Below are 21352 nucleotides of genomic sequence, written 5' to 3' on the forward strand. Positions count from 1 at the left end.
AATCCCGCCGAGCCCTGTCGCCCGCTTCTAGTCGAACAACACCAAGAAGTTTAGACCGACTTCCAATTCAGTCAAATCACATCAGGCTGCCGTTGGAAGCAACACTACACTATTCTTGCTGGATAGCGCTTTCTGCAACAGACGAGTGAGCGAATCCAAGTACTGCCGCCGCGGTTTCCGCTTTGTGGGCATCCTCGTTGCCGAGGGCTCTGCACCGTATCCTAAACGTCTCTGGCCTCTGGCATTAGGCCATCCCGCTAAATCGTCAGCGTCAGTGTTCTAACAATTCGGATATCGTTGAAAAACCTTTCCGTCTCAATTTTCTTTGCCTTGGGGTCCGGGATACGAAGAAGATAAGAGGGGTGAACAGTAACGAACAATGTCTGTTCTTTCGAGAGCGAAACCGTCTTGCCCCGCAAATCCCCTAACCGCTGTTGGCGCTGGGTCAGGGCGTAAAATGCGGTTGCTCCCAGCGCCACGATCAATTTGGGCTTGATCGTCTTTAATTCGCGGTCAAGCCACCAGCGGCATGCCTTGATTTCCCCCATATTTGGCTTCTGATGGATACGACGCTTGCCTCTCGGCATGTACTTGAAGTGCTTTACCGCATTGGTAACATAGACATCCGATCTTCCGATACCTGCTTGCTCCAGAGCGCCATCGAAAATCTTGCCGGCCGGCCCGATAAAAGGTCTGCCGGCAAGGTCTTCCTGGTCACCGGGTTGCTCGCCAACAAACATGATGTCAGCATCTTTTGGCCCTTCGCCGAATACCATTTGGGTGGCATTTTTATAGAGATCGCATCGCGAACATGCCCGCGCCCGTTGCTTCTCGTGTTCAATCGTTCCTTCAATGCCCTGTGTCGGTTCATCAGGCGCTCGGGCTGCCTGCAGCTTGGAATGAAAGGCCGGCGGCGTGGAAGCTTGCCGCGCACGCATCGCCGCAACGTTCGCTTCGGCTTTACCGATCAGCTGGGGAATAAGCACCGCCTCAGGCAAATTCTTCCAGTACTTTTTGGGCATTTCCGTTTGCATCGCCTTTATCTTTAATCTTGCCGGGTTAAAGATATTGGCGAAATAAACTCGCCACAGATCGTCGGTTGCGTCCTCCGTTGAAGGCTTGGTGGCGGGCACCGTCGTGAATGACAATGTTTCCCCGTCCCAGGCCGCCGATCCTTTCGGCGTTGCGAGTATCCAGTCCATGTCCGTGAACCGTCGTTGAAAGAAGGGGGCAACCCGCTTGACGATGAAATGGTCAGGTTCGAACCAGGCAACAAACCTCCTTCGTGCGGTGCTTGAAGGCTGTTCATCCACAAATTCCTTGAAGCGCACGAAGGCCTTCATCTTGTGACTGTCGCGCCGAACCGATTTTTCCAGTTTATGGGCAAGAACCACATCTTCGTCGGAGAGCGCTTCCAGTAGTTTCTTGTCGTCCTGTAGCCGCCAAAGCAGCCGGTATAGCAGGGCAAAACGCGTTTGACTCGAGTGACATACGACCTTTTCCGCCAAGGGTAAGAAATCTTTTGGAACCATAATCTGTTTGCTGCCAGGTTTAAGATCATCGAGTGGGCGACGATCGCCAATCGGCCCAAAAATATCGCGTGCGCCGGGTTGTTCATGCTGCCAATCGATCTGTTGGGGCGCGATGTTGTTTGACAGCAAAAGGCGAGCAGCGTTGCGCCATTCGTCCAGGTCGCCATTTGCCTCAAGTTTGACCAGCCGCATCAGCGTCAGCTGTTTGTGTGCGGGGGTAAATAGCCCCTGGAGATCGGCGTTATCGAGTAATCGGTGTGGCGACCACCCTTCTGCAATGATGAAAGCCTTTACTTTCTTCACCGAGACACCGAGACGCCCGAGATCATCAAGGCGTAATCGATGATGCTTGCGCGCTTTAATCACCGATTTTGCCGTCTTGGTGCCGATGCCCGGAATCCGAAGCAGCATCTCCTTGTCCGATTTATTGATATCGACGGGAAAGCGCTCACGATGCGCCAGTGCCCACGCCAATTTCGGATCGAGATCGAGATCCAACATACCGTCGGGCCGGGAAGATGTGATTTCGTCAATTCCGAAACCATAAAAGCGGTATAGCCAGTCCGCCTGATACAATCGGTGTTCGCGCACAAGCGGCGGTTTGATCAACGGCAACTTCTTGGATGAATCGGGAATGGGGCTGAAGGCAGAGTAGTAAATTCTGCGCAGGTTATAACTCCCGTAAAGCCTCGAACTGGTTTGCAATATGGTTGCATCGTTGGCATCGTCAGCCCCGACGATCATCTGGGTGCTTTGTCCAGCTGGAACAAACTTTTTGCGCCGTTTCGTTTGCAGGGTCGGTTCATTTGCCGCTTCAATTTTCAGCCGCAGGTCGCCCATCGATTTACGAATTTCAGCAGGCCGTTTTTCCGGCGCAAATTGTGCAATGCCTGAGTCCGTCGGTAGCTCGATATTGATTGAAAGGCGGTCCGCATAGAGGCCGGCCTCCTCGATCAGATGCGCCGACGCTTCCGGAATTGATTTGAGATGAATATAGCCTCGGAAATTGTGGGTCGTCCGAAGTTCTCGGGCGATCCTCACCATTTCTTCCATCGTATGATCTGACGAGCGGATAATTCCCGAGGAAAGAAACAGCCCTTCGATGTAATTGCGGCGATAAAACTCCAGCGTCAGCCAAATTACCTCTTCGACGGTAAAACGTGCACGCTCTGTATTGCTCGAAGAGCGATTGATGCAGTACGCACAATCAAAAATGCAGAAATTCGTCAGCAGTATTTTTAAGAGCGAGATACATCGGCCATCGGGCGCGTAGGCGTGACAGATGCGCGAGCCTTCGGTCGAGCCCAACCCTCCAGAACGTGACGAGTCGCGTTTTGTCGTACCGCTTGACGCACAGGATGCATCGTACTTTGCGGCGTCTGACAGAATAGCTAAACGTTCCTTAAGGGTCTTTGCCATGCGCGTTCACTTTATGTTCTATCGCGTCGCTGGTCAATGAGCGAAAACCGAGTCCACTCAAACCTTCACCCTATCAGGTGCGGGATGGATCCAATGTGCGAAGACCGCTTCGGCACGGTTCGGATCAAGGGCAATTCGTTGCAGCCGGAAAAGTTTCGTATCAGTTCGCCATCGAAGGCGCACAACGTGTATCTTTCGCGCCAAACCCTCGACATCATGATCGCGCTCAAGGCCTGCGCCGGTAACTCACGATACTTGCTGCCGTCCAGGTATGATGCGGACGCGCCGATGTCGCGCGACTTTCAATCGTGTGACCTATGCGGTTGTCGAACAGGCCAAGAAGGAAGCGTTACCGCTTGAGCCGTTCACCGTTCACGACCTGCGCCGCACGGGCTCAACGTTGCTCAACGAGTTGGGCTTCAACAGCGACTGGATCGAGAAGTGCTTGGCGCACGAAGATGGCCGGTCGTCGTGCGGCGTCTATAACAAGGCGGAGGAGAGGTCCAGCGCCGTCATATGATGCAGGAGTGGTCGGACATTGTGGATGCTTGGGGAGAAGGACGAAAGCATACGCCCGTGCTATTGCCGCCGGCTATGCCTCTGATGGAGCTTGATCCCACCCTTTTGCCGGCCACGTCTTCCGCTTTGTGATTTCGGGGTCTGAGGGCGACGGATTGGCGCAGCGCGATGGGCCATCCAGGCTTCGAGGTAAGATCGGCGCTGATGCCAGCCGTCCTGAAATCGCCTTCCTGGCTCAGGACAATGCAACAAGCCGACTGCTTATACGCTGTTCTAACGGCGACAGGTTGTCCTGTGCAAAGACTTGCGCCGCTTCGTCAAACCTTTTGGGTAAACCAGACTGCCGGTGTCCCGACCACTCCCCCGCTTTGCATCGCCTCTGCCAAGTCTTCGAGCTTGATGAACGCCTGAGCTGCTTTGAGCGTCGCGAATTCGTGCGTCACTGTGACGTCGTTTGGGTTATCGGTGGCTTGGTAAACTGCCTCAGCCGTAACACCGTTTGCCTTCTGGACCGACGAAAAAGCATCATAGACCCCTCGCCAAGTCTTATAATCAGAGACCATATGCCTCACAAATACCGTCGTCATGTCGTCCTCCTTCGTTGCGTGTTCAATTGCCGTTTCGGCGCTAATCATTTTGTTTGGATCGGACGGCAAAATCGAACGCCTGCTGCGGAATGTCCGTGCAGCGCACGGCTTGGACTTGTGGACTATATCGCGCCCTTCTCAATAAGGCATCGGCCGCGGAGCGCATCAACCTGCCAGCCCCGCCTTGCGAAGGCCCTCTACGCGGCGCTGAAAGTCCTCCGGGTATTGGAACGGAAGGACGCGGCGGCGGCGTTCAATGGAAAATGCGGGATTCAGCTGGAGTGCCTGCTCCCAGGCCCGTCGGCTTTCCTCAGGTCGTCCGAGGTGGCCATAGCAGGACGCGAGCAGGGCGTGGGCAATGTCCGACTGAGGGTTTCGTGCGAGCCGCTCCTTGAGCGCGGTAACCGCTTGCTCATAATCGGCGAGGGAAAAGTGCGCATCGGCGAGAAATTGCAACAGGACTTCCGGGTAGTGCGGGTCCAACAGCATCGAAGCATCAAGCGTCTCGAGCGCGCCTTTGGGGTCGCCGGAAAATATCTGGATATGGGCCATCAACATGAGGAGGTCGATTGAGTTTGGCGAAAGCGCAAGTCCTCGTTGCGCCTCTGCCCGAGCGCGGTCAAGGTCCCGGCTCCACATGCAAGCCATACCCAATGCGAAGTGACCGTTGGGTTGTTGCTCGTCCATCGCCACCGCTTGCTGTGCGAGCTCCAGCCCGGTCCGGAGTGAATTCTCAGGATCGGTGCTCCAGGCGTTGATGTAGTCAAGTACATGGGTGAAGGCGATGAGGGCGCGGGCCGCCGCATATGCCGGATCGATAGCGATGGCGGCCCCTGCCAAGTTGCGCGCCGCGATGTTTCCGGGTCGGGTGCAAGCCAGGCTCTGCTCCCGGCCACGCAACAGGAATTCGTACGCCTCGACGTTTACCGCGCGCTCGCGGGCCAGCTGGTCCCGTTCGTCAGCCGTGAGCTTGAGCTTGAGGGCAGACACGATTTCCTGCGTGACCTCGTCCTGAACGGCGAAAATGTCGGTGAGGTCGCGATCGAAGCGGCTGGCCCAAACATGTCCGCCGCTACTCGAATCGATCAACTGCGCTGTAACACGAACCCTGTTGCCCGCCTTGCGAACGCTGCCTTCCAACAGGTAGCGGACGCCGAGCGCCTTGGCCATGTCCGGGACGGAGACCGCCGCCTTCTTGTATACGAATGATGAGTTGCGAGCGATCACGTGCAACTCAGACAGCTTAGAGAGGTCTGTAATGATGTCTTCGCTTATACCGTCAGAGAAATATTCCTGCTCTGCGTCGCCGCTCATGTTGTTGAACGCAAGCACGGCGATTGAGGGTTTGTCAGGAATGGACGGCGACGCCGCACGTCCTCCCGACGCGTAGGTCTCCGCTGATGCCGCAGACTTTGGCTGGGCGGCAAGGCCAACGTGCAGCGAATAAACGCGGACCGGGTCGGCGATGTTCTTGAGCTGCACTGCACCGCGGTCGTCGATCACAAGATCGAGCCTTGCCTTGACCTGCCAATACGCCGGTTCGGAGAGACAGATACTGCCTGGCTCGCAAATCCCCTCAAGGCGCGCGGCAATATTGACGCCGTCACCCATCAGATCCCCGTCGCTCTCCTCCACAACGTCGCCAAGATGGATACCGATGCGGAATTCAATACGGCGTTCGGGCGGCAAGCCTGCATTGCGCTCGACCATAGCATTTTGCACTTCGATCGCGCAGCGTACGGCGTCCACGACACTGCGGAACTCGACGAGGCTCCCATCGCCGGTGCGCTTGACCACGCGGCCATGATGCACGGCGATTGTCGGATCGATCAAATCGCTGCGCAAGGTTCGCAACCTTGCCAGGATGCGATCCTCGTCGGCACCGGCGAGCCGACTGTAGCCGACCACGTCGGAGACCAGAATCGCTGCTATTTTCCGCATCTCGCCCATGTAGCGCCAGTCTCCCTTGGTACAGACTAGCATAAAGTCCCCGCCAACGCTTCCCACGCTCGATTTGATTGCTAAGGTAGCACTTTAACAAGCCATCGGCCGCGGACCGCTTTGGCCAGGAGCGGAATAAGGCTGAATACCGCTCGCTTCTTAGTAAGGCCGACTTCCGTCTCACGCGTGTCGCGCCGACCGATTCGGCGGTTAGCGTAATAGAAGAGGTTCAGACTAGAAGGATCTGTCGCAATCTGCCTTAAGATTTTGTGCCCAATCAACAACCACTCCAATCGGCCTTTCCAAACGCGCATGCCCCATTGGTCTCGCCAATTGAGGCGAATGGCCAATATGTTCTAGGTATGTGCTCCTAAAGTTGCGTAACGGCTCGACTGGAACCGCACTCGAAACTTCAAAGTGGTTCCTTATAGCAGCTTTTGGATCCGAATCCGTCATTCCAATCACACTTAGGTCGAAGTCTGCTCCAGGCGCGATTGAAATAAGGGCTTTGGTTTGGCACTTTTAGTTGGGACGATTTACGGGTAGGTGCAGTGAAGCGCCTGCCTTGTCGGCCGCCGCTCTTAGGCGCCTGTCTTTGGTCCATAGTGTCGCCCGCTGGTCCAGAAGGACGGATGCCAGCAAGTGAGAATCAGTGTAGGCAATGCCGATGCTGAAAAGACTGTGGCGATCGATCATTGTCATGACTTCGTCGTGCGTGGCGACGACTGCCGCGCGCTGCGCCGCCAGAAAAGCGATCACGCTGCCGCGATCCCTAAGGCTGCCAAGCGCCAGCTCACCGATCATGGCCGGGTGGCAAAGTAGGAGGTCGTCTTCAATAATCCTGCGCAGCTCCGCATCAACACGACGAAAATGATCAACCCAGATCGAGGTGTCCGCGAGTATCACTTGGCCGCTGCGCTCCGGCGGCGCGGAGCTGCCTCGGCATCGGGCATAGTTCCTCCGAGCGCGATGAGGCGCTTTCCGGACTCCACACGGACAAGCGTTTCCAACGCCTGGCGTACTAGGGCCGCAGTTTCATTTATACCGGTCAAGAACCTAGCCTTCTCCATAAGCGTGTCGTCGAGGTTAATGGTCGATCGCATGATATAGCTCCCTAATTGAAGCGCGGAAAATAGCACCATTTGGTGATAAAATCTATGCCGATTGCAGCATTCTGCGCTGTGGGTTCGCTGACGTGCCATCGAGAATTACTCAGCCGGAGGGTCGAAGCTTAAGTACGATTGACTACCTATATGCTGGCCGATCTACCATCATAAATGGTGGCCCACGGTTCGTATCCTTTCAAGGTGTCAAGTTTCGTTACGAGTTTCCTGCAAACCACCCCCAACTGGGTGGCCGGCCCCTCCCTATAAAGAAGCAAGGGTCTCAGCGTGTATGCTTACTGGGTGGACGAAATGATATCCATGATTGAGTCCGCCAACGGTTCGCGGCTGACCTGCCCATTCATAGACGTCCTGAAACAGATGGCGTGGAGCGCCATATAGTGCGGGTAATCGAGCCGGCCGTAGGGAAACTCTTCATGCGCACGGATTAGGAACAGTGCCAGTCTGCTTCGTCTAATCGTCCTGATTCTGTAAATCAAGTTTGTTGCGCAGGATCGTTGTGCCGGGTAACAGAGCGGGTCGGATTCGGCGGGATAGACCACTATTTGCGCTTGGTTTTGCCAGCTGCTCTTTGACTAAAGTACGACGTTCGTCGCCGGTTTTACCTCGAGACTCAGCTAACGCCGTTGCCATCCGTTGCGTCAGTTTCATGCCCTCGACCGCACTTATTCTTTCGCCGCGCGTACTGGTAAGCGACCAACTATTTTTAGTAGTTCCGCGGGCCGGATGATGAAGACTGTGATTTTTCATAAGGTGAAGTTTACAACAGCGCGGAACCTGGGCAATAGGAACTTTCAAGGCAACTTCGCTCGTCAAGAAGCTTTGCTGGCTCGTTTAGCCACATTGTAGACTTTGAGAATTAATCAAAAATGGTCGAAAATCCGCTATTATCGGCATTTTTAAAGCAACGATTGCTGCTGCCTGCCCTTACTGTACAGGGCTGCTTTACGCGCTCAGCAAAAGGAGGGCTTGTTCGGGTCAACTGTTAGGAATAGCGCTGGCAATGGCTGAAGTTTGGCTATTTCAGCGACAGCACGGCGCTCATGAATTGGTTGTTCTCATCAGGGGCGCCAATACTGACCCGTACGAATGTTTCGAATCCTGCCTGCTTCCAAGGTTTAACGATGACACCCTGTCGTAACAGGCCTTCCGCGAAGTCGGCGGCGTTGCCAGCGCAATCGAAAAAGAGAAAGTTGCCTTTCGATGGTGCTACCTGCCAGCCGTTACCGAAAAGAAATGCTTCCATGCGCTGGCGTTCACTTACGGCCAGTATAACCACGCGCTGCAAGTGCTGCCTGTCCGCGAGCGCCGTGACGGCAGATACCTGCGCAATGGCGTTGACGTTGAAAGGAGTGCGGACGCGATCGAGCAAGGAACGAAACTCTGGATCACCAACGACGCCATATCCGATGCGCAGGCCGGCAAGACCGTACGCTTTTGACATTGTGCGCAACGCTACCCATGGGCGATCTGAACCCTTAAGGAGGTCAACCGCGGAGACATAGTCGTCGCCAGCTGCATATTCGGCATAAGCCTCGTCAACGACGATGAGGGTGTTTTTATCGGCCGCTGCGATTGCGCGGGTGAGTTCGGCAGGGGAGAGCCAGCAGCCAACAGGATTCATCGGATTGGAGAAAATCACCATCCTAGCGGGCGTCGCGATTGCTTTTTCAAACGCCTCGACATCGATTGACATGTCGTCTTTGATATTTATGCGATCGACGGTGGCGCCCATCAGCGTCGCATAGTCCTCATGCAAGGGGAATGACGGGTAGAGTGTTACTACCCGATCCTTGGGGCGGAGGACCGCGCGGCTGATAATTGAGATGAGTTCTTCCGAGCCGTTACCGAGAATGATTTTGGCCAATGGGACGTCAAGTGCGACCGCGATCGCGTTGCGTAGCTCAACACCCGCTGGATCGGGATAGAGGCGGATCAAATCGGGGCCTGCCGTAATGATGCTGTCAAGGTCAGGGCTTGGTCCCAACGGGTTTTCGTTGGATCCGAGCTTGGCGATCTTCGCAGGGGCGTAGCGCTGGTTAACTTCGCGCAATGTCAGGCCGGAATTATAAGGCGCAAGCCTGAGAACTTCTTCGCGCACCAGATCGGAAGCATTTATCATGCGGGTCAATCCTGTATTTTGTGCTTTTGTCGCGTTGACTAACCCAAAAATCAGGGTTTGTATAGAGTTGTATATACAAGCAGTGTAAGACTTGCCATGCCCGTTGTAAAGGGGCACAATTCACGCAATGTCGATGCGAGGGCGGGCGTATGAGTGACTTATCTCAATTTGATCTGACGGGACGTCGGGCGCTCGTAACGGGTGCGAGCAGGGGGATCGGTCAGACGATTGCTAAGGCTCTGGCGACTGCTGGTGCGGATGTTGCGATCACGGCGCGGAGTGAGCACGCTTTACAAAAGACTGTTGACTGCATTCGGGCTCTTGGCCGAGCAGCATTTCCCTTTGCGCTGGACGTGACCGATGTCAAATCAATTGACCGGACGGTAGTGGAGGTTGCGAAATGCTTGGGTGGTCTCGACGTGCTCGTGAACAATGCAGGTGTCGAGGAAGTTCGGACATCCTTGAGTGTGGATGAGGCACTTTGGGACCGGATCGTTGATACGAATCTGAAAGGTGCCTTCTTCTGTGCAAGAGCGGCCGCGCAATCTATGGCTGACGCTAAGCACAGCGGAGTCATTATCAATCTTTGTTCGCTGACATCGCATGTTGGTATACCGACCGCCGTTCCCTACGGATCCTCAAAATCTGGGCTCTTGGGAATGACGCGGGCACTTGCAGCCGAATGGGCACCGATCGGCATCAGGGTCAATGCCATTGCGCCTGGCTACTTCCGCACGGCAATGACGGACGTATTCTATGAAAATGCCGGGTGGCAAGAAGCAATGCTCGGCAAGATTCCCTTGAACCGGTTCGGCGATCTAAGTGACCTCGAAGGAACAGTCGTTTTTCTCGCATCCGATGCATCAAGGTACATCACCGGCCAGTGCATCGCAGTGGATGGCGGATTCCTGGCATCGGTCTGACTTGCCACTCGCGCAAAGGCCAAGAAAATGCTGAACAACTTGTACGTAGTTGTATATACTTCTTCTCGACAAGGTCCTTTTGATCCGGTCAATTGTGGCCAAAGACGATAACAAAGGGAACAATATGACGGCTGCCAAAACTGGCTTGGATCGTCTTGCTGTTGAGAAGCCTGTTGGCTCAACGGCTGTGTCTGTGCGCAATGTAAACATGGTTTTCGGCGACTATCGGGCGGTAGACGACGCTTCCTTCGATTTGGAAGAAGGGAAATTCCTGACTATCCTCGGACCTTCCGGCTCTGGCAAGACAACATTGCTGCGTATGATTGCAGGCTTTCAGGCCCCGACGAGCGGTGAAATCGCCATCAACGGTATTCCTGTCGGCCAAGTGCCGCCTAACAAGCGTTCGATCGGGATGGTCTTCCAGAAACTCGCCTTGTTTCCCCACATGACAGCCGCGCAGAACGTTGCGTTCCCGCTGAAAATGCGCCGCTTTGATGCCCGCACCATTCCCAGCAGAGTGGCTAAATACCTCGAACTTGTGAAGCTCGGCGGGTTCGCCAACCGCCGCATCCACGAGCTTTCGGGTGGCCAGCAGCAGCGTGTAGCAATCGCCCGGGCCCTTGTTTTCGAACCGGATCTGCTGCTTCTCGATGAACCGTTGGCGGCCCTCGATCGCAAATTGCGTGAAGAGATGCAGCTTGAATTCCGCCGCATCCAGCGCGAGCTTGGCGTGTCGACGATCAATGTCACGCATGATCAGCGTGAGGCTTTGGTCGTATCGGATGAGATCATCGTCATGGACAAGGGACGTATACAGCAGAATGCCAAACCATCGGCCACATACAGGCAGCCGAGCAATTCTTTCGTGGCGGGTTTCATTGGCGTGACGAATTTTCTGTCTGGTTTGGTTACTGACGTTACGGATTCTGATGTCGCCTTTGTTGCAGGCACTCAGCCGCTGTTTGGCCGCTGGGTCTCCACCAATGTGCGGCTCAAGGCCGGCCAGACCGTGAAGGGTGCAGTTCGCGCGGAGCAAATTCGTGTGGCCGCGACACCGGATCGTCTCGATGATCTGCAAACGACTGTCGCCGGTACAGTCATGGATGTCATCTTTGAGGGCGAGCGTGTCGTCTATGAGGTTAGGCTTCCGTCCCTTCAGGACGCCACTATCCGTGTCTTCGACCACGATCCGTCACAACATGCCGAGTTTGAGGCCGGAGCTCGAGTGTTCGTTGGCTGGAACGCGCGGGACGTACTTATTTTCGCAGAATAATCCGGAAAACCGGGAATCCAGAGGAGAATGAAAATGAAAGATCTGAAAAATCCAATATTGGAAATGACCCGTCGCCGATTTTTGAGCGCAACAGCTTCGATCGGGTCAGTGGCTGCCCTTTCAGCTGCGGGCATGTCTACAGTCGGTTTGCAGGGCGCATTGGCAGCCGAACCAGAAAAACCGAAGGAAATTATTGTCCGGGCCTGGGGCGGAAGCTGGGTCGATAGTCTCAAGGCGGGCGTCTCCGACAGTTTCACCAAGCTGACCGGGATTGCCGTGCGTCATGATTTGACAGAGGACAACGAGATTCAGCCCAAAGTCTGGGCGGCGGTGGCGCAGAAGCGGGTGCCGCCCATCCACGTTAACTGGGATACAACCACCAATGCCACCAAATCGGCGCTTCGCGGCGTGACCGAGGATCTTTCAGATCTGTCCAACCTTGCCACAGTGACGGATCTTGCGAAGCCCGTCGGTCTCGACGGCTATCCGATCGTCAATACGTATGGCTATGTCTACGTGCTGGCCTATCGTCCGAGCGCATTTCCCGATGGCCCACCCACATCATGGAAGGCATTGCTCGATCCGAAGTTCAAGGGTCGCATTGCGCTCTACAATGACGGGATAGGCTTCCATTTCCCGGCACAGGTCGCTGGCGGGGGCAAGGTCGAGGATATCCCTGGCAATATGCAACCGGCCTGGGACTTCATCACCAAGGTCAAGGATCAGCGCCCGCTGTTGGGTGAAGATCCGGATTTCACCAACTGGTTCCAGAACGGTGAGATTGATCTTGCCTGCACGATTTCGACCAACGCACGTGAGGCCAAGAAGAACGGCGTAGATATCAAGTGGGTCGTGCCGGAGGAGGGTGCAAAGTTTGAGACGGATGGCCTCTGGATTCCCAAGGGCCTACCGGAAAATGAACTCTATTGGGCAAAGCAGTACATCAACCACGCGCTTACCAGGGATGCCCAGCAGGTGTGGCTGGACGGGCTAGGCCTTCCGGGCGTCGTACCCGGATTGACGCCGCCCGCCGACCTGGTCGGCGATCCCTCCTATCCGACGACGCCGGAAGATTTCAAGCATCTCATTCGTGTCTCGAACAAGATACAGGTTGAGAACGAAAGTGCTTGGTTCGGCAAGTTCAAGGCAATTATGCAGAGCTGAGCTATCCAGCATCTTTCCGGTGCCTGGTTAAGACACCGCAGAGATGGCTCTGAAAATTGGAACGGGTGTTATGCGCGCATATCCTTTGACATGGCGACTGCTCGATGTCCTGGAAGCAGGAGTAGCGAAGGTTTTCCCGCGCCGGCTCGCCGGCGCAACGCCTTATCTGATGCTGGCTCCGGCAGTCCTTCTGGTCGGACTTCTGGTGCTTGGACTGTTCCAGATCGCCGATGGAAGCCTGAGAACGCTCGACACAACGACCTTTCTGATGTCCGAAAGCTATTCGCTCGACAATTTCCGCCGGGCGCTTACCGAACCCTTGTTCAGAAATGTAGCTTTGAAGAGCTTTACGGGATCGCTGATCGTGACTGCGATCACGCTCATGCTTGCCCTGCCTTACGCTTATGTGATGGTGCGCACAAAGTCGGCCGCGCTGAGGAAAATACTGCTAATCGCGCTCTTCCTGCCTTTCTTCATCGGGCAGGTGGTACGCGCCTATGGCTGGCTGATCATCCTTGGCAATCAGGGCTTGGTCAACGAAACACTCAGCTTCCTGGGCATCGGACCATTCCGGCTCATCTACAATTATCCCGCTGTGCTTTTCGGTCTCATCCAATACATGCTGCCTTTCGCAGTTCTGATGCTCGCTCCGGCATTAACTGCGATACCGGAGGAGACCGAGGCGGCGGCGGAATCGCTCGGTGCCAATTGGATCCAGACATTCATCCATGTGGTACTTCCCATGGCACGTCCGGGCTTTGTGGGTGCGGGACTAGTCGTGATGACGCTGTCACTGACCGATTTCGCGATCCCCGCCATCCTTGGCGGTGGTTCGCAGGATTTCATTGCCAATGCGATCTACGACCAGTTTTTCCGTACCTCCGACCAGGGCCTCGGGGCGACGCTAGCGCTGCTTCTCGTTGCGGCGGGTTCGACCCTCGTCGCCCTAGTCTTCGCGCTGGTCGGGACTGGCACGCTTGGAATGGGAAGGGCAAAGCAATGACCACGGCGCGCGGCAAAACTATTTTCCTCTGGACACTCGTCATTATTTCGATTGTGACCCTGTCGGCACCAACGCTTGTCGTGCTTGGGGCATCCTTCACCGCAGGGAACATGATCACGTTCCCACCCCAAGGATTGTCGCTGAAGTGGTACGCTTCCATTGCGCAAGCAACTGATCTTAGAGAAGCATTCCTGCGCTCGCTCTACGTCTCCGTCGTCTGCACTCTCATCGCGATACCGGTCGGCACACTGGCAGGAATAGCTCTGGCCAAATATGCTGTACGCTTCGAGAAGGCGCTGCAGATCTATTTGCTTTTGCCCTTCACAATTCCGCTGATCGGCTCCGGAATCGGCTTGATGCTGATTTTCGGCAACGCCGGTGTTCTTGGGCAGTTGTGGCCGGTGGGCATCGCGTGCTGTGTCATCAATCTACCCTTCATGGTATGGGCCGTCACGGCGAGCGCCAGCAGCCTTGATCCCGATCTGGAACTGGCCGCGGCCAATTGCGGCGCGCCGCCGCTGCAGACGTTCCTGATGGTGACCCTTCCGGCGGTAACACCTGGAGTGATCACTGGTTCGCTTTTGATGTTCATTTTGGCGTTGAACGAGTTTCTGGTGAGCCTGCTTCTCGTCGATGCACGCATCGTGACGCTGCCCGTGCAGATCTACAATTCGATACGCTCCATCATCACCCCTGATCTCGCGGCCATCTCAGTCGTGTTCATCGGCTGCGCCGCTCTCGCCATCATGATCCTCGACCGCCTCGTCGGTCTGGATGTTTTTCTCAAGTCCAAGTGAGCGGAACCACGCGTTCGGCTCCAATGCAAACGAACAGGTATGCCATGTCTGACATCTGCAGTTATTACGAACTTTTATCGCTCGATGCGACAGCCCGCGCCAATCTCCTGAAGCGGTCCGAAGCCGATCTTTCGAGCTTCACTGAAAAGGTCCGCCCGATCATTCAGGCTGTGCGCGAGGACGGCGACGCTGCACTTGTTCGTTTTGCCCGCGAACTCGATAAGGCCGATGTTACGGCTGGTAACCTCAAAGTGAGCGAGCAAGAATTCGATGAAGCTTTCGGCAAGGTGGAGGCGGAAGTCATCGAAGCGATCAAGTTCGGTATCGGTAATATTCGCAGTTTCCACGAGGAACAGAAGCCCGAGCCGATGTGGCTCAAGGAAGTTCGCCCCGGAGCCTATGCCGGCGACCGGTGGACCCCGATTTCATCCGTCGCGCTTTACGTTCCGCGCGGCAAGGGTGCTTTTCCCTCGGTAACAATGATGACGACCGTTCCCGCGGTGGTTGCTGGTGTGCCTCACATATCAATTGTCACGCCGCCGACCTCGGACGGTTCGGTAGATGCTGCGACACTGGTTGCCGCGCGTCTTGCCGGCGTGCAGACAGTTTACAAATGTGGTGGAGCCCAGGCTGTCGCAGCGGTCGCCTACGGCACCGAAACGGTGCGTCCCGCCATCAAGATCGTCGGGCCCGGTAGTCCATGGGTTGTAGCGGCGAAAAGGCTTCTCGCCGATGTGATCGATACTGGACTGCCTGCGGGTCCTTCTGAAGCAATCATCCTTGCTGATGAGACGATTGATGGTCGCCTTGCCGCTCTGGATCTTCTAATCGAAGCAGAACACGGTCCTGATTCATCCGCCTATCTCGTCACGCACAGCCGGGTGGTCGCAGAAGTAGCTCGTGCAGCACTGCCGGATCATTGGTCAAGGATGACCGAGCAGCGCGTCAACTTCTCACGCTCAGTGCTGACTGGAACGTGCGGCGGCATTGTGCTGACGCCATCGCTTGAAGAAAGCTACCGCTTCGTCAACGACTATGCCCCGGAGCATCTTGAGATTCTATCGACGGAGCCGTTCCGCCATCTTGGATCGATCACAGAAGCGGCTGAAATCCTGATGGGCCAACACACGCCTGTGACGCTTGGCAATTTCGTCCTTGGACCTAACGCCGTGCTTCCAACGAGTCGCTGGGCACGAACCTACGGCCCGCTCTCCGTGACGGATTTCGTCAAGCGCTCGTCCATTGGCTACGTCACTTCCACTGCCTATCCGGAACTGGCCAAGTATGCACGGCAGCTCGCCAAATATGAAGGCTTTAGCTCGCACGAAAACGCTGTTTCGGAAGTTCGAGATCCGCTCATCCGATGAAGGGGACACGACAATGAAAGCGGTAAGGCTCTATGCGGCCGGCGATCTCAGGTTCGAGGAAGTTGACGCACCAGGAAGTCCGAAGCCGGGGTGGGTGCGCATCAAGACAACGGCTGCTGGAATTTGCGGATCCGATCTCCATAACTACCGGACCGGGCAATGGATTTCCCGGACTCCCTCCACGGCCGGCCATGAACTAACGGGCGTGGTGTTAGAGGTCGGGGAGGGTGTTCAAGGCTTGGCAAATGGCGACCATGTCGTTGCCGACTCCCGTTTCTGGTGTGGCGAGTGTTTCTCTTGCCGCGCGGGACGTCGGCACCTCTGCACTGCGCTGGGTTTTGTGGGCGAGATATGTGATGGAGGCTTTGCCGAAGAGATCGTTCTTCCAGCTCGGCTTGTACACAAGGTTGACTCAACAATCGATCCATCGATCGCGGCCATGTCCGAGCCTTTTGCGGTGGCGATGCACGCCGTCCGTCGATTGTCGCCGCAGCCGGGCTCTGCCGTCCTTGTCGTGGGCTGCGGCCCCATCGGGGGACTGGTTGCTATGGTATTGTCACGCGGTCATGACGGGCCGGTGCTTGTCACTGACCGAAACGCAGACCGTGCCGAGCTTGTCGCGCGCGTCACCGGAGCCACGGTCGTCAACCTGGATGAGGACTCCATTGAATTTGCAACCGGCGGTGCACCTCTTTTGGCCGCCGTGGACGCGACTGGCAATACTGCTGTTCTCGCGCAGTTGCTTGATCTTGTGGCTGGTGGCGGAGCGATCGCTCTGGTCGGCATATTCCACAGCAACATGGACATCGATCCCAACCTGTTCGTGGAGCGCGAAATATGCCTCGTCGGCTGTCATGCCTTTTCGGATGAATTGCCTGTCGCCATTGGGCGGCTGGCTGAGTATGCCGACGATTTCAGACAACTTATCGATAGCGAGATTGGCCTGCGTGATGTTCCGGCGGCATATGATCGGCTGATCACCGGTCGGGCCAAAGGACTGAAGACGATTATTCGAATGGGTGGATCGCCTCAATGACACAGAACTCTCTGAAAATGCGCTCACGAAAATGATCAACCTACCCGATAATGCCAGCCCCCTTTATGAGAAAGTGAAGAACTATGTTCTGCAGAACATAGGCAGCGGTCTATGGGGCCAGGATCAGCGACTTCCTTCTGAGAACGAGCTCGTGTCGGCGCTTGGTGTTTCCCGCATGACCATCCATCGTGCCTTGAGGGAATTGACCTCTGTTGGTGTGCTTGTTCGCATTCAGGGTGTAGGTACGTTCGTTGCCGCTTCGCAGGCGAAGTCCGACTTGCTCGAGATCAACAATATCGCCGCCGAAATTGAAGCCCGGGGTCACAGCCACCATTCGAAGGTCCTCCTTGTGGAAACGCTCATGACGACACCAGCATTGACGACTGCCTTCGAATTCAAGAAACGCAGGCTGGTCTATCATTCCATTGTTATTCATTTCGAAAATGACGAACCGGTCCAACTGGAGGAGCGCTTCGTTAATCCCGATCTTGCACCGGACTACGACCAGCAGGATTTCAAGAGCCAAACCACCTTCGAGTACCTCCAGCAGCAAACACCGGTTACCGAAATCGAGCATGTCATTTCTGCGATTGCGGCAGATGAGGCAACTGCCGAACACCTGCGACTAAATCCCAGCGAACCTTGTCTTTTACTCCACCGCAGGACTTGGACGGGCGATGCCGTGGTAACGGTAAACCGGTTTACCTACGCCGGAGCCCGCTATTCGTTGGGAAGCCGGTATTGGCCAAGTCGCAAAAAATAGTTTGTCGCTCACCGATAAGCGACTGACTCCAACTGAACAAATTGGAAAAATTCGCCGGTTTTAGATCGGCTTGACGGGGATCGGTTTTGCAATGAACGAGACAACCAGCCGGACGGCTGAAATCAGGAATATAGCCAGAATAGATCAACACCGTGCACAACGGATGCTGGCGGACTTGCTGCTCGATCTGTTTGGCATGCGGGCGTCGGACGTTCAGATAAACTACGATCAGTATAGCCTCAATTCGTTGAATGGCTTTTTCAGCTGCGATGGTGAGGCCTTTTTCTTCAAGTTTCATCAGGAGGAGGGCGAGGAGGAAATGACCGGCGAGTATTATCGCGCGGACATTCTTGCCAATGCCGGCCTGCCCGTCGATCAGCCCGTATACATGTCAGTTCTGCCCGGAGAACAGATTCTGATTTACCGCAGGCGGAACGATCCCCGGTTCTCCGACGTGCTTCGCGAACTTGATTTCACGGAAGACCCCGCCGAGCGAGCAAGCGCTGTTGATGCGGAAAGCAACCTGTGCGCGAAGCTGCTTGATGTGTATCGCGAGACGCTGCATCCTATCAGCGTGGAAGAGGCCGCCGCCGAACCGGTTCACCGGCTTTTTTATGAACGCCTCATTGATCCTGCCACGCGCTCGTTTCCCGGGGGGCGGTTTGCCGATTTCTACATAGGCAAGACGTTTCGCTTTCCCGAGGTCGAACTGGGATGGGACGAATTCGCGCGGCTGAAATTTATGATAAACGGCCGCCGCTATAGGTCAAGCATCGGCGAGCTTTTCAATGCGGCATATGTCCGGTTAGGCCCGAGCCGTCTCGCGGATAACGGCGGGGTAGTCGCTCATGGCGACGCCCACAACGCAAATGTGTGGTATACGGCGGAAGCCGGTGGGAAAGCGAAGCTTTCGTTTTTCGATCCGGCGTTTGCCGGCTCCAACGTTCCTGCGCTTCTGGCAGAAGTTAAGGCGACTTTTCACAATATTTTCGCTCATCCCTTGTGGCTGTATGACCCGGCTATCGCCAGCCAAATGTTCAAGACGTCGGTGCGGCGGGATGCGGATGAACTGCATGTCGAAACAGACTGGGAGCTAACGCTTGTGCGCAAATCATTGCTTGAAGTGAAGGCGATTCATCTGTGGCGCCCGCTTCTAGGCGAGTTGAAAGAGCGTGCATTGTTACCGGATGATTGGCGAACGGTTATCCGCTTAGCACTTTTCCTCTGCCCGACGCTCGTGATGGACCTGCGTGCCGGAGCAAGAAACCACACGCCCGCCTCCTCGCTGATTGCGTTCTCTGTCGCGGTGATGGCTGGCAGCCCACCCGAAAACGGCAGCGATGATTTTACTCGGTTTCTCAATATGATCGATCCTGAAAGCTGACCGGTCAGGGATTTAATGCGTCCTGTCGCGGCGGCTGGCTTCGAGGAGTCTCTGTGGACGGCAGCGCTGATTTCAGGGCGAATGGCGATCACCTCGGCTGGCGCGTTCGTCGTCGAACAACTGGCGACTTAAAGCGCGCTTGCCGAACCGACGGAGCAGGCAGACGTCAGGGAGATGTTCGCGATCTGTGCTCCGAAGGTCGCATAATGGCTCTTTCGTAACCGCACAATTTGGAATTCAGTATGGCAGCATCACCAGGTTTAGCCGCGGGGGAATTCGGCAAACAATCGTGCCGCCGTACACAATGCCATGTGCCCCTCCGGGCGAGGTTAAAAGGTCAAAACCTACGGCAAACGTCCCCGTAGGACAACGAGACGAGGGGCCTCCGCCCAGTCACGCCTTGGAACATTTGCATCATTGGCTGAGTTCTTTTCCTGAAGGTGACGAGTTGCTTCCATGACACAGGCGTCGATCGTGGATCGCCGCCGGAACCGAGCGCTTACAACGTGACCGAAAGGATGCGTTCATGACTGAACACACAACGCCGGAGCCCCGTAAGGGCACGCCAAGCCCAAGAATAGAAGAGCCGGAGTTCCGTCAGCGGTTTTTGAGCCAATTCAAAGACCCTGCATTCAATCCTTTGAAGACGGAACTTGATCTGATCGTGACGGCTGCTTGGGACGCTTACAAGCACCAGCGCAAGAGCCCCGAGACCTCCAAAGCCGGTCAAGGTTTCCATGATCCAGAGTATGACCTCGCGGTCGACTGGATCAAGGCAAAGGCAAAGGTTGATGCGGCACAGCGTCAATACGAAGATAGCGCCGCTCGCCGCCGGGTACTCCTGATCAGCGGATCGTCACGGAGCGAACATACCTGTCCCGGTGAAATGTCCAAATCCTTTCGCCTCGTGGAAATCGCTCATGAAGTGTTCAACCAGTCGGGCGAGGTGGACGTGGAGATTCTGGAGCTTGGCAGGCTTACGTCCGAGTATGGTCGCAACATCCATCCCTGCAAAGCCTGCTTTTCGACTTCGCCAGCGCTGTGTCATTGGCCATGCTCATGCTATCCGAATTATTCACTCGGGCAGACACAGGACTGGATGAACGACATCTATCCGATGTGGGTCGCGGCTCACGGGGTGATGATCGTCACGCCTGTGAATTGGTACCATGTCACATCCCCGGTCAAATTGATGATGGACCGTCTGGTCTGTGCCGACGGTGGTAATCCCGATCCCACCCTGACACAGGGCAAAGACGCCAAGCTAGCAAAGCAGATCGAATTGGAGGGCTGGGACTATCCAAGACACCTTGCGGGCCGTTTCTTTTCGGTGGTCGTGCATGGAGATGTGGAAGGGGTGGAGAATGTTCGCCGTAGCGTTTCGGACTGGCTTCGATTCATGCAGCTCTCGCCGGCAGGACCGCTTGCTGAAGTAGACCGCTATATAGGTTACTGGAAACCCTATGCCACAAACCACGAAGAGCTCGATGCCGATACCGCCATTCAAGACGAAGTCCGCAACGCCGCTCAAACGTTATTGGAGGCAGTGATTGGCCAGCGCGACGGACAATTCGTTGCAGCCGGAAAACATCTGCAGCAACCCCGTCAGAAATAGGCGTTATGACGTCGGCCCACTATCTTGTGTTCGGATTCCCGAGTTTTGCACCGCGGGCGACGATCTGTATCTGACCCATGAGTTCATGGCGGTGATGCTCGGCATGCGCCGTCCCTGGGTCACGGAAACCCTGCATTCACTTGAAGGTGAGGGCCACATCCGTGCTACCCGCGGAAAGGTCACCATTATCAACCGGGCGGGATTGCTGGCGGAAGCGAACGGTTTCTATGGTGTCGCCGAACGCGGGTACCAAAAATTGCTGAGCACTGGGCTATCGCGGTGAACAGTATGTACAATTGTCCGTTGGGGACGCCCTGTTAGGCCGGTTGATCAAGCTGGCGGAAAGCCGATCTCGTGTCGCATAAACAATTTGCCAACGTCCTGCTCAAATCTTTGAGCGGGGAAGGGTTCGCGCTGTTGGCACTTTTTCTGAATGAAATCGAGCTGACCTACCGCCAGCAAATCGAATTGCCGCACGAGCCGATTGCTTACATGGTCTTTCTAGAAGGCGGCGTCATCTCCGTCGTGGCAACGAGCCCGGATGGCAGAGACACGGAAGTCGGCGCCACACCGATTAAAGAATTCACGCCGGTTTTTTCCGTTGCGGACTGCGCAACCGCAGGCGAGGAAAGCAACAGCACAGTGGCAGTCAAGACAAACTTGTTCATGTTCGCACTCCCTTGAAGAGGTGCGCGGCCGGGGGGGTCCCGGCCCCCCCGAAGGGCTAAAATAGAAATTTACCACCCAGTAGGCCCCCACACAGCCCCGCGCCCCGTCGGAGGG

General features: G+C 55.7%; 19 protein-coding genes and 2 pseudogenes. 13 read left to right on the forward strand and 8 right to left on the reverse strand.

Translation table 11 applies throughout. The features are described from left to right. Positions 1–257 precede the first annotated feature (257 nt). On the reverse strand, positions 258–1724 hold the full coding sequence (locus PHA01_RS28065; RefSeq protein ID WP_271899565.1) for a UdgX family uracil-DNA binding protein: 1467 nt from the start codon (positions 1722–1724) through the stop codon (positions 258–260). Beyond that, a pseudogene (locus PHA01_RS28070) lies at positions 1722–2951 on the reverse strand (putative DNA modification/repair radical SAM protein); the annotation flags it as partial. The gene PHA01_RS28065 and the pseudogene PHA01_RS28070, both read right to left, overlap by 3 nt. A 171-nt stretch (positions 2952–3122) precedes the next feature. Here PHA01_RS28070 and PHA01_RS28075 point away from each other — a divergent pair. Beyond that, positions 3123–3602 (forward strand): annotated as a pseudogene (locus tag PHA01_RS28075) (tyrosine-type recombinase/integrase); the annotation flags it as partial. A gap of 185 nt (positions 3603–3787) precedes the next feature. Here the strand turns inward: PHA01_RS28075 and PHA01_RS28080 are convergent. From PHA01_RS28080 to PHA01_RS28105, 6 genes are all read right to left on the reverse strand, one after another. Next, positions 3788–4057 carry a cyclase gene (locus PHA01_RS28080; protein WP_271899547.1) on the reverse strand — a complete coding sequence of 90 codons (270 nt, stop codon included), beginning with the start codon at positions 4055–4057 and terminating at the stop codon, positions 3788–3790. A 165-nt stretch (positions 4058–4222) separates the two neighbouring features. After that, positions 4223–6007 carry an adenylate/guanylate cyclase domain-containing protein gene (locus tag PHA01_RS28085; protein WP_271899566.1) on the reverse strand — a complete coding sequence of 595 codons (1785 nt, stop codon included), beginning with the start codon at positions 6005–6007 and terminating at the stop codon, positions 4223–4225. 513 nt (positions 6008–6520) lie between these two features. Then, positions 6521–6904, reverse strand: coding sequence for a type II toxin-antitoxin system VapC family toxin (locus tag PHA01_RS28090; protein ID WP_271899548.1), 384 nt, complete (start codon positions 6902–6904; stop codon positions 6521–6523). Next, the gene (locus PHA01_RS28095) at positions 6901–7101 is read right to left on the reverse strand and encodes a type II toxin-antitoxin system VapB family antitoxin (RefSeq protein WP_271899549.1); all 201 of its coding nucleotides are present in this window, start codon (positions 7099–7101) and stop codon (positions 6901–6903) included. Before PHA01_RS28095 ends, PHA01_RS28090 begins: the two co-directional genes overlap by 4 nt. A 474-nt stretch (positions 7102–7575) precedes the next feature. Next, positions 7576–7938, reverse strand: a complete 363-nt coding sequence (locus PHA01_RS28100; protein ID WP_271899550.1) for a hypothetical protein — start codon at positions 7936–7938, stop codon at positions 7576–7578. Positions 7939–8140: 202 nt separating this feature from the next. Then, on the reverse strand, positions 8141–9244 hold the full coding sequence (locus PHA01_RS28105) for a histidinol-phosphate transaminase (protein WP_271899551.1): 1104 nt from the start codon (positions 9242–9244) through the stop codon (positions 8141–8143). A gap of 149 nt (positions 9245–9393) precedes the next feature. On the opposite strand from PHA01_RS28105, the gene PHA01_RS28110 reads away from it, so the two are divergent. From PHA01_RS28110 to PHA01_RS28165, 12 genes are all read left to right on the forward strand, one after another. Continuing rightward, entirely contained in the window at positions 9394–10167 is a 774-nt protein-coding gene (locus PHA01_RS28110; protein WP_271899552.1) for an SDR family NAD(P)-dependent oxidoreductase, read from the forward strand. 124 nt (positions 10168–10291) lie between these two features. Next, complete coding sequence (locus PHA01_RS28115) at positions 10292–11440, forward strand: ABC transporter ATP-binding protein (protein ID WP_271899553.1); 1149 nt, start codon at positions 10292–10294, stop codon at positions 11438–11440. A gap of 63 nt (positions 11441–11503) precedes the next feature. Next, positions 11504–12604, forward strand: a complete 1101-nt coding sequence (locus tag PHA01_RS28120; protein WP_334312062.1) for an ABC transporter substrate-binding protein — start codon at positions 11504–11506, stop codon at positions 12602–12604. Between the two features lie 70 nt (positions 12605–12674). Next, positions 12675–13607 carry an ABC transporter permease gene (locus tag PHA01_RS28125; protein WP_271899555.1) on the forward strand — a complete coding sequence of 311 codons (933 nt, stop codon included), beginning with the start codon at positions 12675–12677 and terminating at the stop codon, positions 13605–13607. Further along, a complete protein-coding gene (locus PHA01_RS28130; protein ID WP_271899556.1) occupies positions 13604–14404 on the forward strand; it encodes an ABC transporter permease in 801 nt (266 codons plus the stop codon). Before PHA01_RS28125 ends, PHA01_RS28130 begins: the two co-directional genes overlap by 4 nt. Positions 14405–14448: 44 nt before the next feature. Beyond that, entirely contained in the window at positions 14449–15771 is a 1323-nt protein-coding gene (gene hisD, locus PHA01_RS28135) for a histidinol dehydrogenase (protein WP_271899557.1), read from the forward strand. A gap of 13 nt (positions 15772–15784) precedes the next feature. Beyond that, a complete protein-coding gene (locus PHA01_RS28140) occupies positions 15785–16807 on the forward strand; it encodes a zinc-dependent alcohol dehydrogenase (protein WP_271899558.1) in 1023 nt (340 codons plus the stop codon). Positions 16808–16838: 31 nt separating this feature from the next. After that, positions 16839–17570: a histidine utilization repressor gene (hutC, locus tag PHA01_RS28145; protein ID WP_271899559.1), complete on the forward strand. Its 732-nt coding sequence runs from the start codon at positions 16839–16841 to the stop codon at positions 17568–17570. A gap of 91 nt (positions 17571–17661) precedes the next feature. Then, positions 17662–18954: a hypothetical protein gene (locus tag PHA01_RS28150; protein ID WP_271899560.1), complete on the forward strand. Its 1293-nt coding sequence runs from the start codon at positions 17662–17664 to the stop codon at positions 18952–18954. Between the two features lie 526 nt (positions 18955–19480). After that, entirely contained in the window at positions 19481–20569 is a 1089-nt protein-coding gene (locus PHA01_RS28155) for a flavodoxin family protein (RefSeq protein ID WP_271899561.1), read from the forward strand. Then, positions 20505–20852, forward strand: a complete 348-nt coding sequence (locus PHA01_RS28160; protein ID WP_271899562.1) for a helix-turn-helix domain-containing protein — start codon at positions 20505–20507, stop codon at positions 20850–20852. The genes PHA01_RS28155 and PHA01_RS28160 overlap by 65 nt, the downstream gene beginning before the upstream one ends. Before the next feature lie 71 nt (positions 20853–20923). Then, entirely contained in the window at positions 20924–21253 is a 330-nt protein-coding gene (locus tag PHA01_RS28165; protein WP_271899563.1) for a cyclic nucleotide-binding domain-containing protein, read from the forward strand. Positions 21254–21352: the final 99 nt, after the last annotated feature.

This window comes from Candidatus Phyllobacterium onerii, from assembly GCF_028331445.1.
Lineage (GTDB): Bacteria > Pseudomonadota > Alphaproteobacteria > Rhizobiales > Rhizobiaceae > Phyllobacterium > Phyllobacterium onerii.